Source organism: Mesorhizobium sp. B2-8-1 (assembly GCF_006440955.1).
In the GTDB taxonomy this organism is placed as follows: Bacteria; Pseudomonadota; Alphaproteobacteria; order Rhizobiales; family Rhizobiaceae; genus Mesorhizobium.
Genome location: NZ_VFTX01000014.1, coordinates 1 through 12,800 on the forward strand (window position 1 = coordinate 1; position 12,800 = coordinate 12,800).

Annotated in this window: 11 protein-coding genes; 1 reads left to right on the forward strand and 10 read right to left on the reverse strand. The window is 63.8% G+C overall.

Annotation, left to right across the window (positions count from 1 at the left end; all coding sequences use genetic code 11):
- Window positions 1–147: 147 nt before the first annotated feature.
- The 3 genes from FJ428_RS27910 to FJ428_RS27920 form a co-directional block, all read right to left on the reverse strand.
- Window positions 148–1,065 (reverse strand): hypothetical protein, encoded by a 918-nt coding sequence (locus FJ428_RS27910; protein WP_140497276.1) that lies wholly within the window; start codon window positions 1,063–1,065, stop codon window positions 148–150.
- A gap of 227 nt (window positions 1,066–1,292) precedes the next feature.
- Complete coding sequence (gene gyrB / locus FJ428_RS27915; protein WP_140880595.1) at window positions 1,293–3,764, reverse strand: DNA topoisomerase (ATP-hydrolyzing) subunit B; 2,472 nt, start codon at window positions 3,762–3,764, stop codon at window positions 1,293–1,295.
- A 414-nt stretch (window positions 3,765–4,178) separates the two neighbouring features.
- Window positions 4,179–4,748 carry an NADPH-dependent FMN reductase gene (locus FJ428_RS27920; RefSeq protein ID WP_140497272.1) on the reverse strand — a complete coding sequence of 190 codons (570 nt, stop codon included), beginning with the start codon at window positions 4,746–4,748 and terminating at the stop codon, window positions 4,179–4,181.
- A 231-nt stretch (window positions 4,749–4,979) separates the two neighbouring features.
- Here FJ428_RS27920 and FJ428_RS27925 point away from each other — a divergent pair, with 231 nt between their 5' ends.
- Window positions 4,980–6,350 carry a cytochrome P450 gene (locus FJ428_RS27925; protein WP_140880596.1) on the forward strand — a complete coding sequence of 457 codons (1,371 nt, stop codon included), beginning with the start codon at window positions 4,980–4,982 and terminating at the stop codon, window positions 6,348–6,350.
- 21 nt (window positions 6,351–6,371) lie between these two features.
- Here the strand turns inward: FJ428_RS27925 and FJ428_RS27930 are convergent, their stop codons facing one another.
- From FJ428_RS27930 to FJ428_RS27960, 7 genes are all read right to left on the reverse strand, one after another.
- Complete coding sequence (locus FJ428_RS27930; protein WP_140880597.1) at window positions 6,372–7,346, reverse strand: complex I NDUFA9 subunit family protein; 975 nt, start codon at window positions 7,344–7,346, stop codon at window positions 6,372–6,374.
- A gap of 244 nt (window positions 7,347–7,590) precedes the next feature.
- A complete protein-coding gene (locus FJ428_RS27935; protein ID WP_140512869.1) occupies window positions 7,591–7,872 on the reverse strand; it encodes a hypothetical protein in 282 nt (93 codons plus the stop codon).
- Between the two features lie 236 nt (window positions 7,873–8,108).
- Window positions 8,109–9,110 (reverse strand): Ldh family oxidoreductase, encoded by a 1,002-nt coding sequence (locus FJ428_RS27940; protein WP_140880598.1) that lies wholly within the window; start codon window positions 9,108–9,110, stop codon window positions 8,109–8,111.
- 95 nt (window positions 9,111–9,205) lie between these two features.
- Window positions 9,206–10,015, reverse strand: a complete 810-nt coding sequence (locus FJ428_RS27945; protein ID WP_140512871.1) for an ABC transporter permease — start codon at window positions 10,013–10,015, stop codon at window positions 9,206–9,208.
- Window positions 10,015–10,680 carry an ABC transporter permease gene (locus FJ428_RS27950; RefSeq protein WP_140556911.1) on the reverse strand — a complete coding sequence of 222 codons (666 nt, stop codon included), beginning with the start codon at window positions 10,678–10,680 and terminating at the stop codon, window positions 10,015–10,017. Before FJ428_RS27950 ends, FJ428_RS27945 begins: the two co-directional genes overlap by 1 nt.
- Before the next feature lie 260 nt (window positions 10,681–10,940).
- The gene (locus FJ428_RS27955; RefSeq protein ID WP_140880599.1) at window positions 10,941–11,741 is read right to left on the reverse strand and encodes a transporter substrate-binding domain-containing protein; all 801 of its coding nucleotides are present in this window, start codon (window positions 11,739–11,741) and stop codon (window positions 10,941–10,943) included.
- A 53-nt stretch (window positions 11,742–11,794) separates the two neighbouring features.
- The gene (locus FJ428_RS27960) at window positions 11,795–12,610 is read right to left on the reverse strand and encodes an ABC transporter ATP-binding protein (protein ID WP_140497256.1); all 816 of its coding nucleotides are present in this window, start codon (window positions 12,608–12,610) and stop codon (window positions 11,795–11,797) included.
- Between the last annotated feature and the right edge of the window lie 190 nt (window positions 12,611–12,800).

A 12,800-nucleotide genomic window follows, 5' to 3' on the forward strand; every position in this document is an offset into this window, starting at 1 on the left:
ACAAGGACGGCACCATGATGCTGCTCGGCGACGCCAAGAAGATGACCGAGGAAATCGTCAAGGCCATGGATCACTGACCCGGTCAGATCGTCCGCATGAAGAAGCCCGGCTCGCCGGGCTTCTTCAGTTTTGGACTTGGGACGATGTTCAACGGCTGGTCAGGAACACGGCCTCCTCGTCGTCGCGCTGCCTGCCGCCGAGGGCGGCCGCGGCGCTGGCGATGAAGGCGCCGATGACCAGCGACAGGGCGCCGAGAAGCGCAAATGTGGCGCTCGCCTTCCTGGCGGTATCGGCCGCCTGCTGGGCCTTGGCCTTGGCGTCCTGCGCCTTTGCCAGCAGCGTATCGACACGCGTCTTGGCGTCTGCTTCCGACAGGCCGGTGCGTGCCGCGACCAGCTGCGACAGGTATGTCTTGTCCTCGGGCGAAACCTCGCCAGCCGCAGCGCTGGCGACCAGGATGCGCGATGCCTGCGCCGCCGCCGCCGCGTCGTTTTGCGGATTGGCTGCCGCCAGTCTCGCCGCGTCCGCCGGCCTGAACAACGAGTCCACCAGATAGGATGTGGCATTGTCCGTCGATGCCCCGCCTGCATTGGCCGATGCACCGGCCGAAGCGCCCTGGGCGGCGCCGGCGGCCACGCTGGATACAGCCTGGACGCCGGAACCCACAGCCGCCGACAGCGCCGAGCCGAGTACGCCGACGACCAGCAGCGTCGCCAGCGCCCATGCCAGGAAGCCATGAGCCGTATCCCGGAAATAAACCTCGTCGGTATGCACGCCCACCCATTTGGTGCGCAGCCGGCCGGCAAGATAGCCACCGAGGCCGGATGACAGCCATTGCACGACGATCAGCCAGACCGCGGTCGAAACCGCGAAGCTGGTGATAGAGGCGCTTGAGCCCGACCATGGCGAGACCATGCTCAACCCCAGGCCGGAGCCGAGCAGCATCAGGATGAAGGTCAATGTCGAGGCGGCGAAGGCACCGGCGATGATCGGACCCCAGCTGATAGCGGTGGCGGACGATTCCACCGCGCCGGGATCATCCGTGATCGACAGGGTGGACTGCATGACAGCCCCCTATCGCGCGAAAAGCATGATGAGAAGGATGATCGGGATTGGAACCCCGAGTAACCAGAGCAAGATGCCGCGTCCCATGGGAGCCTCCTTCGCCAGGAATTGTGATCGATACTGTCACAATGCTGGAAAGAAGCTTCCGTTCCGGCGGTTCGAATGAATCTCGCAAGGGAAACACTGGCGCGACCGACGCGCGCCAATGGTCCCGGGATGACTCCGGATTAAATGTCCAGATTGGCCACCGACAGCGCGTTGTCCTGGATGAACTCGCGCCGCGGCTCGACCTCGTCGCCCATCAGCCGCGAGAACAGGCTGTCGGCGTCGGTGGCGTCGTTCACCTTGACCTGCAGCAGCGAACGCACGTTCGGATCGAGCGTGGTTTCCCAAAGCTGCTCGGCGTTCATCTCGCCCAGGCCCTTGTAGCGCTGCATGGTCAGGCCCTTGCGGCCGGTCGCGAACACCGCGTTGAGCAGTGCCAACGGTCCCGAGATGGGTTCCGAGACATCCTTGCGGCGCAGCACGGGCGGCGCTCCATAGACGTCGCTGAGCCGCTGCGCGTAGCGGTCGAGCTGTCGCGCATCGGCTGAATTGATCAACGCCATATCGAGATGGGCGTATTCCTTGACGCTGCGCACCGTGCGTTCGAACACATAGCCGCCGATACCCTCATTCGAAGTCGACATCCGGCCGGTCCAGCCGCGCTCGGTGTCCTCGGCAATGATGTCGAGACGTTGCGCGATCCGCTTCGCCATCGCATTGGCGCGGCCAAGATCGGCGACGACGTCGGCATTGAGCCCGCCGGCGATCGCCGCCTGCTCCACGACGCCTCTGTTGTAGCGCGTGTGCAGGCCGTTGATGAGCTGGCGCACGGCGAGCGCATCGTCGATCGCCGCCCGCAGGTCCTGTCCGGCGCGAACCTCGCCGGAGCCGAGCGTGAGCGAGGCTTCTTCCAGTCCCGAGCCGATCAGGAATTCCTCGAACGCGCTTTCGTTCTTGATGTATTGCGAGCTCTTGCCTCGCGTCACCTTATAAAGCGGCGGCTGGGCGATATAGAGATGGCCGCGTTCGATCAATTCCGGCATCTGCCGGAAGAAGAAGGTGAGCAGCAACGTCCTGATATGCGCGCCGTCGACATCGGCGTCGGTCATCAGGATGATCTTGTGGTAGCGCAGCTTGTCGGCGTTGAATTCGTCCTTGCCGATCGACGTGCCGAGCGCGGTGATCAGCGTGCCGATCATGTCGGAACTGAGCATGCGGTCGAAGCGGGCGCGCTCGACATTGAGAATCTTGCCGCGCAGCGGCAGGATGGCCTGGTTCTGGCGCGAGCGGCCGCCCTTGGCGGAGCCGCCGGCCGAATCGCCCTCGACAATGAAGATCTCAGACTTCGCCGGATCGCGTTCCTGGCAGTCGGCAAGCTTGCCGGGCAGCGAGGTGACGCCCAGCGAGGTCTTGCGGGTGATGTCGCGCGCCTTGCGCGCGGCCTCGCGCGCCGCCGCGGCTTGGATCACCTTCTCGACCACGACCTTGCCTTCGCTCGGATGTTCTTCGAGCCAGGTGCCGAGCGCCTCGTTGACCAGCCCTTCGACCACGGGCCGGACTTCCGAGGAGACCAGCTTGTCCTTGGTCTGCGAGGAGAATTTTGGGTCGGGAACCTTGACCGACAGTACTGCCGTCAGCCCCTCGCGGCAATCGTCGCCGATAAGCGAGACCTTTTCCTTCTTGGTCAGGCCCGAGGAATCGCCATAGCCGGTGATCTGACGCGTCAGGGCGCCGCGAAAACCGGCGAGATGGGTGCCGCCGTCGCGCTGCGGGATGTTGTTGGTGAAGGCCAGCACATTCTCGTGGTAGCTGTCGTTCCACCACATGGCCACTTCGACGGTGATGCCGTCGCGCTCGGCCCTGATGGCGATTGGTTTGTCGATCAGCGGTTTCTTGACCCGGTCGAGATATTTGACGAATTCCTCCAGGCCGCCATCATAGTGCAGCTCATGCCGCACGACGTCGGCGTGGCGGGCGTCGGTCAGCACGATGCGCACGCCCGAATTCAGGAACGCAAGCTCGCGCAGCCGATGCTCCAGCGTGCCGAAATCGAATTCGACCATCGTGAAGGTCTCGGACGACGGAAAGAAGGTGATCTCGCTGCCGCTGCGGCCTTCATAGGTGCCGGGCTGCTTGTCCTGTTCATAGCTGCCGGTAACGCTCAGCGGCGCGTCGGCATTGCCGTGTGTGAAGCTCATCTCGAAGATCTTGCCATTGCGGCGGATCTTGAGCTTCAGCCAGGCCGACAGGGCGTTGACCACAGAGACGCCGACGCCGTGCAGGCCGCCGGACACTTTGTAGGAGTTCTGGTCGAACTTGCCGCCGGCATGCAGCTGCGTCATGATCACTTCGGCTGCCGAAATGCCTTCGCTGGGATGGATATCGGTGGGAATGCCGCGCCCATTGTCGATGACGGTGACCGAACCGTCGGGATTGAGCGTCACCGTGACGAGATCGGCATGACCGGCCAGTGCCTCGTCGATGGCGTTGTCGACGACCTCATAGACCATGTGATGCAGGCCCGAACCGTCATCGGTGTCGCCGATATACATGCCGGGCCGTTTGCGGACGGCATCCAAGCCCTTCAAAACCTTGATGGAATCTGCGCCGTATTCGGCTTCGGCGCCGTTGGCGTTCTCAGTCTGGTCGCTCATGAAAACCTGTTGTCTAGAGGCGGCTGGTGCAGCGCGAAAAATCGCCCCCGAATCGCGCTTTCAATATGGCCTAGATATAGGCGTTAAAGGTGGTTTTTCCAAGGTTTGCAGGCATTTCCGGGCGGAAAAGCGCACCGTTGGCCAGCTATTGGCGAGAGGCTTTGTCCTTAGCCAGCCGATCGCGCAGGAATTTCGATCGTGAACTTCTATCTTGGCGCCGGCTGCCCCTTCTGCCCGCTCGGCATTGGCAGGGTCGCCAGCCGCCAGAGCTTGCGCAAGTGCCTTCCGCCGCCGCGATGAGCGCGATCAAAAAGCACCGGCAGCAAAGCGCATGGCAAACGCAGGCCGAACCGCCCACGGTTCGGTCGTTTGCCGACATTCCGCCTGTCTACGGCGCGGGCGAGCCGGCTTGCATCAGCCGGCGCGCATCGGCTTCAGCGCCTCGCTCCAGCGCAGCAACTCCTCCAGCATGGTTCTTGCCCCGCCCTGCACCTGCTCGCTCGCTTCGAAGGAGCCGTCGGTCCCCAGCAGCTTCTGGTACAGCGGCAGCGCGATGCCTTCCGGAACCGGCATGACGCCGACGGAGGTCAGCAGCGGCTTGAGCGCCTGTGCCGCGCGCAGGCCACCGGAAACGCCGCCATAGCTGAAGATGGCGGCGGGCTTGTATTTCCATTCGCGCGAGAGATAGTCGATCGCGTTCACGATGGCCGGTGCGACGAAGTAATTATATTCCGGTGCCACGAAGACGAAAGCGTCGGCGGCATCGACGGCCTTCGACCAGGCCTTGGTATGATCGTTCAGGTAGTTGCCGAGCCTGGGATGGTGCGGCTCGTCCAGCACCGGCAGATCGAAGGCGGCGATGTCGGTCAGCACCGGTTCGAACTTGCCGTGCTCGCGCGCGAACCGCTCCAGCCAGTGAGCGAAAACCGGCCCGGCCCGGCCCGGCCGGGTGCTGCCGATGATGATGTTCAACTGGTGCTTCAAGGCGGGCTCCTTCGATTGACGGTATCTGTTGGTGACCGTGACCTACGGCAGAGCGCCGTCATGGACAAGACCGCGCCGTTTGGCGAGCGGTCACAATCAGATGATGGGAGCATCGCTCCGTCCCGTCGGGGCACGGGCTTTTACCGTCAGGCCACATGGACGCGCCGTGCGTCAGTCACTACATTGAACGGAGGCAAGGACTAGCGCGACGCGCTTGCCAGCGGAGCAGCCATGGACACTCAGCCCGCCCCCTTCGTTCCGCCGGCGCCGAGGCCGCGCACATCGCCGCCCTCGACGCTGGAGATGATGCGCATCGTCTACCGCAACCCGCTCGAGCTGTGGGGAGAGCCGACCTACAACGAGCCCTGGATCTCGGTGAACGGCGTCGGCGGACCGCTGGTCATCGCCAACGACCCGGGCCTCATTCGCCATGTCCTGGTCGACAATGCCAGGAACTACAAGATGGCGACGGTGCGCCAGCTCATCCTGCGGCCGATCCTGCGCGACGGCTTGCTGACGGCCGAAGGCGAGGTCTGGAAGCGTTCGCGCAAGGCGATGGCGCCGGTGTTCACGCCGCGTCACATCTTTGGTTTCGCGGGGCCGATGCTCAAGCGCACGCTTGAATTCGCCTCCCGTTACGAGGATGGCGGCACCTCCGACATTGCCCACGACATGACGCTGCTGACCTACGACATCCTGGCCGAGACGCTGTTCTCCGGGGAAATCGCGGGGGAGCCGGGCAGTTTCGCCAAGGAGATCGACCGGCTGTTCGAGACCATGGGCCGCGTCGATCCGCTAGACCTGCTGCGCGCGCCCGAATGGCTGCCGCGGCTTACCCGCATCCGCGGCCGCAAGACCATGGCCTATTTCCGCAAGATCGTCAGCAATACGGTCAAGATACGCGAACAGAGACTCAGGCGCGATGCCGATGCCGTGCCGCAGGATTTCCTGACCCTCCTGCTCAAGGCCGAGGGGCCGGACGGGCTGACACGCTCGGAAGTCGAGGACAACATCATCACCTTCATCGGTGCCGGCCATGAGACCACGGCGCGAGCCTTGGGCTGGACGCTCTATTGCCTGGCCGAGGCGCCATGGGAGCGGGAAAAGATCGAGCGCGAGATCGATGCCGTGCTGGCGCGCGAGCCCGATCCGACCAGATGGCTGGACGCCATGCCGCTCACCCGCGCCGCCTTCGACGAGGCGCTCAGGCTCTATCCGCCGGCGCCGTCGATCAACCGCGAGCCGATCGAGCCGGAGAACTGGAGGGATCTCCACATCCCGAGGCGCGCGGCCGTGCTGGTCATGCCTTGGGTCGTCCACCGTCACAGGAAGCTGTGGGACAGGCCGGATGCGTTCATGCCGCAGCGGTTCCATCCGGGAAACCGCGAAAAGATCGACCGCTTTCAGTATCTGCCGTTCGGCGCCGGGCCGCGCGTCTGCATCGGCGCCAGCTTCGCCATGCAGGAAGCGATCATCGCGCTCGCCGTCCTGCTGTCGCGTTTCCGCTTCGATTCCATCGCGCAAACCAGGCCGTGGCCGGTCCAGAAGCTGACCACCCAGCCGCAAGGCGGGCTGCCCATGCGGATCACTTCGCGCCTGTAATCGCCCGCCGTCGGCCTATGTTCAGACCGCCGGTTTGCGCTGGAACTGGCCGGCCGCGCGAAAACGCCAGAGATAGCTTGGCAGGATCGTGCCGAGCGCCTGCGGCTGGATGCCGAGGCCGGCAAGCGTGCGGTTGGCCCTGGCGGCCTCCTCCGACACGACATTGTGCTCGCGCAATTGCAGCACCTGGTCCTTGGTCAGCAGCGGGTTGGGCAAGAGGCCCAGGATCGACGCCTGCAGGTTCGCCACCCACCACGGCACCGGAACCAGTAGGCGCTTGCGCTCGATCACCGCGAGCATTTCCTGCATGCTTTCCTTGAAAGTAAGCACCTGCGGGCCGCCAAGCTCGTAGATCTGACCGCCCTTGACCTTGCCATCGACCGAGCGCGCCACCGCTTCGGCGACGTCGCCGACATAGACCAGCTGGAACTTGGTATGGCCGCCGCCGATCAGCGGCAATGCCGGCGAATAACGCGCCATGTTGGCGAAGCGGTTGAAGAAACTATCTTCCGGTCCGAAATTGGTCGACGGCCGCAGGATCACGGCGTCCTTGATCGTCTCCAGAACGGCCTTTTCACCAAGCGCCTTGGTGCGTGCATAGTTGGATGCGGCTTCCAGGTCGGCGCCCAGGGCCGAAATATGGGTCAGGCCGGCGCCCGCTGCGCGTGCCGCTTCGGCCACGGCGCGAGCGCCGAATTCGTGCACGGCCGTGAATTTCTGCCGCCCGCTCTCATGCAGAACGGCAACCAGGTTGACGACATGATCGGCGCCCTGCACGGCGCGATCGACCGACCAGCGCACGCGCACATTGGCCTGCACGGGCTGGATCTGGCCGACATTGCCGAGCGGCTGCAAATGGCCGGCGAGATCGGGCCGGCGGCAGGCGACCCTGATGCGATAGCCGCGCTTGGCCAAGGCCCGCACCACGTGGCGGCCGACAAAGCCCGACCCGCCGAAAATGACGACGAGCTTGGGGGTCTGCAGGATTTCGGTCATGGCTGGCTCCGGCGCTCGAAAGCTTGGCTGAAGCCGTTTCATAATCCGTTTCGCGTCAAACGCAAAGGGTGACGCGTCGTCGCTGTGAAGCGGCTTTCCCAGGAGAAACAGCTTGGGAATTGCGTCAGGACAAAAGCGCTTCAGAACGCCTTGCCTGACGCAGAAAACCCCGCCGAGGCGGGGTTTTCCGGATGAGATCCATGCGAAGCCAGGGGCCAACGGAGCGGCCTGACCTGAGACGGTATCAGGAGGGCGTGAAGCAAGTACGCCCACCCCAGCCCTGGACATCCGACATGGTGCCACCGACCTTCTTGCAGGCCGCGATGAAATCGGCGCTGCAACTGGCGAATTTCGCGTGACCGTTCTTGCAATAGTGGTCCTCGGTGGCGCCGCCGCCCGGCGCGGCAATGACGCCTGGACTGGACGGCTTGACCGGCGCGGCCTTCAGGTTGGCCGCCTGGGTCGCGCCCATGAACGAGCCGAGGAGAAGGACGGCGGTCAGAATGGTGGTCTTGGTGCTGGTCATGATGGTTCCTTTTCACTGAGGTTGGTTTCTCCGGGACGCGAAGGCCATGCCTTGGCGTGGAGCAGATTTCGATGTGACGTGCTGTTCCCCGGTCTGGATCGGCAAGCTCATCCTGCCCTGGACAAGCATTGGTCGCCCCGACGCTCGAAAAGGTTCAGACCGCGCGCGAAAAAAACACGCATGGCCATGCCGCGGGCAGGCGCCGGCAGCTGATGAGCTGAAAAGAAGAATTTATTTCAGGCCGAATAGCGCTCGGCGAATTCGGAAATGCGCTGCACCACGGCCTTGGAGACCTTGATGCCCCGTGCCGCGGCCTTCTCCGCCGCCTCGGCCCGGGAGCGGCCCGGTATGTGCACGCCGTAGCGCCGGCGCAGCCGGTCGAGCTGATCCTTCATCCGCTGCTCGAAATCCGGATCGAGCAGCTTGGGCTCGACGGCCAGCACGAACAGGCCGGTGCCGGGATTGTCCGGGCCGCCGGTGAACCAGGGCGCATCGAGCGACCAGTTTGCCCCCGATAGACCCGCCGCCAGCACCTCGACCATCAGCGCGATGTTGGCGCCGCGCTGGCCACCGAAGGCGAGCATGGCCCCCTTCATGGCTTCGGCCGGATCTGTAGTGGGATTGCCGCTGGCATCGAGCGCCCAGCCTTCGGGGATCTTCTTGCCGTCCTCGGCCGCCTTGCGGATATTGACGAAGGCGGTGGCGCTCGACGACTGGTCGATGACCAGCGGCGGACCGTCGGCGGCGGGTGCGGCGAAGGACATCGGGTTGGTGCAATAGACCGGCTTGACCGAGCCCGAACCGGCAAGCACGGCGGGACCGTTGGTGGCGGCGAAGGAGACTAGCCCCTGCGCTGCCAGCCTTCCGGTAAAGTAGCCGAGGGCGCCGCATGTATAGGCATTCTTCTGCGAAAAGATGGCGACGCCGAACAGTCTTGCCGCCTTGGCGAGCTCGTCGAGCGTGCGGTCGAAGCCGGTATGCGCCAGCCCGCCTTGCGCATCGGAAAGATAGACTGCTAGCGCCGGCCGGGTGATCACCGGCTCGGCATTGCCGTCGATGCGGCCGGCCTCCAGCGCTTCGAGATAGTCGATGAAATGCGACAGCCCGACGGTCGAGAGTCCTTCCGCCTCGGCCGATATGATCGAGGCGGTGAGCGATTGCGCCGCTTCCTCGTTGGCGCCCGCACCCAGCGCCGCCATGCGGCACAGCCCGGTTGCCTGTTCGAGACTGAGTTGCATGGCGACTGCCTTTAGTGAGTGGTGAGTAGTGAGTAGTCAGCAATGGGTGGTGGCGACTAGCCACTCCTACTCACTAACCCCTACTCACTAGGTCCCTAGCCGATCTTGTTCGGAATCCGCGCCTCGATCCTGCCGAAGGCGAAGACCAGAATGCCGGTGATCGCCATATAGATCAAGGCAAGCAGCAGCAAGGGCTCATAGGTGAGGTAAGTGTCCTGTCTGACCTTCGACGAAACGGCGAAGATGTCGATGACGCTGATGGTAGCCACCAGCGGCGTCGATTTCAACTGCAGCACGGTTTCCCCCGTCAGCGTCGGCAGCGCCCGGTAGAAGGCCTGCGGCAGCCAGATACGCCGGAAGATCTTCCAGCGGCTCATGCCGAACGCACGTGCGGCTTCGAGCTGCCCCTTCGGCACGCCGGCAAAGGCGCCGCGCATCACTTCGCCCTCGTAACCCGCGAACGAGAGCGTCAGCGCCAGGACGGCGTAAGGCCATGCCTGCCTGAGATAGGGCCACATCCAGGATTCCCGGATCCACGGATATTGCGGAAACAACGAACCCAGCCCGTAGTAAAGCAGCCACAGCTGTAACAGCAGCGGCGTTCCCCTGATGATGGTGCAGAAGATCTTCGCCGGCGCCGCGAACCAGATCGGGCCGCCAGCCTGTGCCAATCCGACCGGCACGGCGATCAGGAAGCCCAACAGACAGGTGACGGCCAGGATCCACAGCGCGCGCCAGATGCCGAGCAGGGCCAGGCCGTAATATTGCGGCAGCCAGTCCCAGCGCATGAAGAACGCAGCGGACAGCACCAGCCCCAGCGCAATCAGGATCAGCACGATGCGATGCGGTTGCAGCCAGAGCGAGGCGCGAGCCGCGCTGTTGATGATGGCCGCTTCGCTCGCCATCAGTGTGCTTCCTTGATCGAAGGCATGCCGCGCCGCGCCCATTTCTCGACGCGACCAAGAATGAGGTTCGAAAACAGCGTCACGGCCAGATAGAGCATGCCGGCCGCGAGATAGAATATCAGATAGGCCTTGGTGACGCCCGCCGCCTGCCGCGTCGCCAACGTCAGTTCGAAGAAGCCGACCACGGCCAGCAGCGCCGTATCCTTGGTGGCGATCAGCCACAGATTGGCGAGACCTGGAATGGCGAAGGGCAGCATTGCCGGCAACGTGATGCGCCGCAAGAGAAGGCCGGGAGACATGCCGTAAGCGCGGGCGGCCTCGATCTGGCCTTGTGGGACGGCAAGGATTGCGCCGCGTATGACCTCGGTCGAGTAGGCACCCTGGACGAAACCGAGCACCGCGATGCCGGCCACCAGCCCGCTGATGTCGACGCGCTGATAGCCCATGGCGGTCAGCATCTGGTTTATCAGGTCGGTACCGGCGTAGTAGAGGAGCAGGATCAGCACCAGTTCCGGTACCGCGCGCACGATGGTCGTGTAGACCGCCAGCAGGTCGCGCACCACGGGGCCGCCATAAAGCTTGCCATAGGCGCCGCCGGTTCCGATCAACAGTCCGACGATCGTGGCGCCGACGGCGATCTCAAGCGAATGCAGCAGCCCAAGCATGAGCGTCCCGCCCCAGCCGACGGGCGCGGGCGACAGGAGTTCGATGATGCCGGCCGCAGAGGCCGGAAGAAATGAATCGATCAGCTTCGCCCCCGGATTGCTGGCTCAATCCGCCGGCGCAAGCCGCCGGCGGCAAGGGTGCGTGGGAAAGGTCGGGTTGGAGGACTTGGCGTCAGCGCCTTGTCTTCCAGCCCATGCGATGGTCGTCAGTCCGACTGCGTGGCACCGCCACGTCAGTCCGGCTGCGTGGCATCGCCACGTCAGTTCGACTGGGGGCCGCTGCCGCCATATATGTCGAAATCGAAGTATTTCTTCGAGATCTCGTCATACTTGCCATTGGCGCGGATCGCCTTGATGCCGGCGTTGATCTTTTCCTTCAGCTCGGTGTCTTCCTTGCGCACGCCGGCGCCGACGCCCGGTCCGAGCACTTCGTCATCCGGAGCCACCATGCCCTTCAGGTCGCAGCAGGCCTTGCCCTGGTCGGTCTTGAGGAACTCGCCAAGCGCGATGGAATCGGCCTGCACCGCATCGAGGCGGCCGGCGGCAAGGTCGTTGTTGGCCTCGTCCTGCGTCTGGTACTCCTTGATCTCGGATGCCGTGGCGCCGAAATGCTTCTTGGCGTAGACGGCATGCACGGTCGATACCTGGACGCCCAGGATCTTGCCCTTGAGGTCGTCCGGCGCGGAGCCGAATTTCTGGTCCTTCGGTCCGATGATCGCCGTCGGCGTGTTGTAGTACTTATCCGAGAAGTCGATCGTCTTCTTGCGTTCGTCGGTGATCGACATCGAAGAGACGATGAGGTCGATCTTCTTGGTGGTCAGCGCCGGGATGATGCCGTCCCAGGCGACGGGCGTGATGACGCAGTCGAGCTTCTCCTCGGCGCAGACGGCGTCGATGAACTCGATCTCCCAGCCGACCCATTTGCCCGAAGCATCCGGCGAGGTGAACGGCGGATACGGCTCGGCGGCGATGCCGATCTTGACCGGATCGGCCTTGGCTACGCCCATGGCGGCGACGCCGAGCAGCAGCGCTGCGGCGAACGTCTTCAGAACAGTCTTCATTTCACGACTCCCAGTTTGTTGTTGGTTCCCGGTTTTCTTCCGCCCTCGGTTTGCTAGCCGATGTTGCGAATGAATTGCTTGAGCCTTTCGGATCTGGGCGCGCCGAAGATCTGCTCCGGCGGGCCTTCCTCCTCGACCAGTCCATTGTAGAGATAGACGACATGCGTCGCGACCTCGCGCGCGAACTTCATCTCGTGGGTGACCAGCACCATGGTGCGGCCTTCGCGCGCCAGATCGCCGATCACTCTAAGCACCTCGCCGACCAGTTCGGGGTCGAGCGCCGAGGTCGGTTCGTCGAACAGCATGACGCGCGGATTGATCGCCAATGCGCGAGCGATCGCGGCGCGCTGCTGCTGGCCGCCCGACAGGTAGGCCGGATAGACATCCCGCTTTTCGGCGAGGCCGACGCGGACGAGCAGTTTTTCGGCCTGGGCGATCGCCGCGTCGCGCTTGACGCCCAGCACATGCACGGGAACCTCGATGACGTTCTCGATCAGCGTCATGTGGCTCCACAGATTGAAATTCTGGAACACCATGCCGAGCTTGGAGCGGATGCGTTCGATCTGCCTGCGGTCGGCCGGCACGGTATGGCCGTGGCTGTCCGCCTTCAGCTTGATCTCCTCGCCATTGACGCGAATGATGCCGCTGGTCGGATTCTCCAGGCAGTTGATGCAGCGCAACAGCGTCGATTTGCCTGAGCCCGAACCGCCGATGATGGCGATGACCTCGCCGTCGCGCGCCGACAGCGAGACGCCCTTCAGCACGTGCAGCTCACCGAATTTCTTGTGCAGGTTCTCGACGTGGATGGCTTCGGCGGCGCCATTTTGCGCCTCACCGGATGGGGCTGCGGCAACTCCCGCCGTGCTCAACAGGTGACCTCCGTGTAGTCATTGGCAGCTCGTCGAACGTCTACCCGGCTAATCAACATACGCTGTACTGCCCCGCTCCAGACTTCAGCATGGACCCAACTGCGCGAGCCCGTCAATCCCGCTCATTACGGCACTTGCGGCCTTGTTGTGCAAGTGTATAAATAGCCTTTCATGAAATTTTCTCGATTTT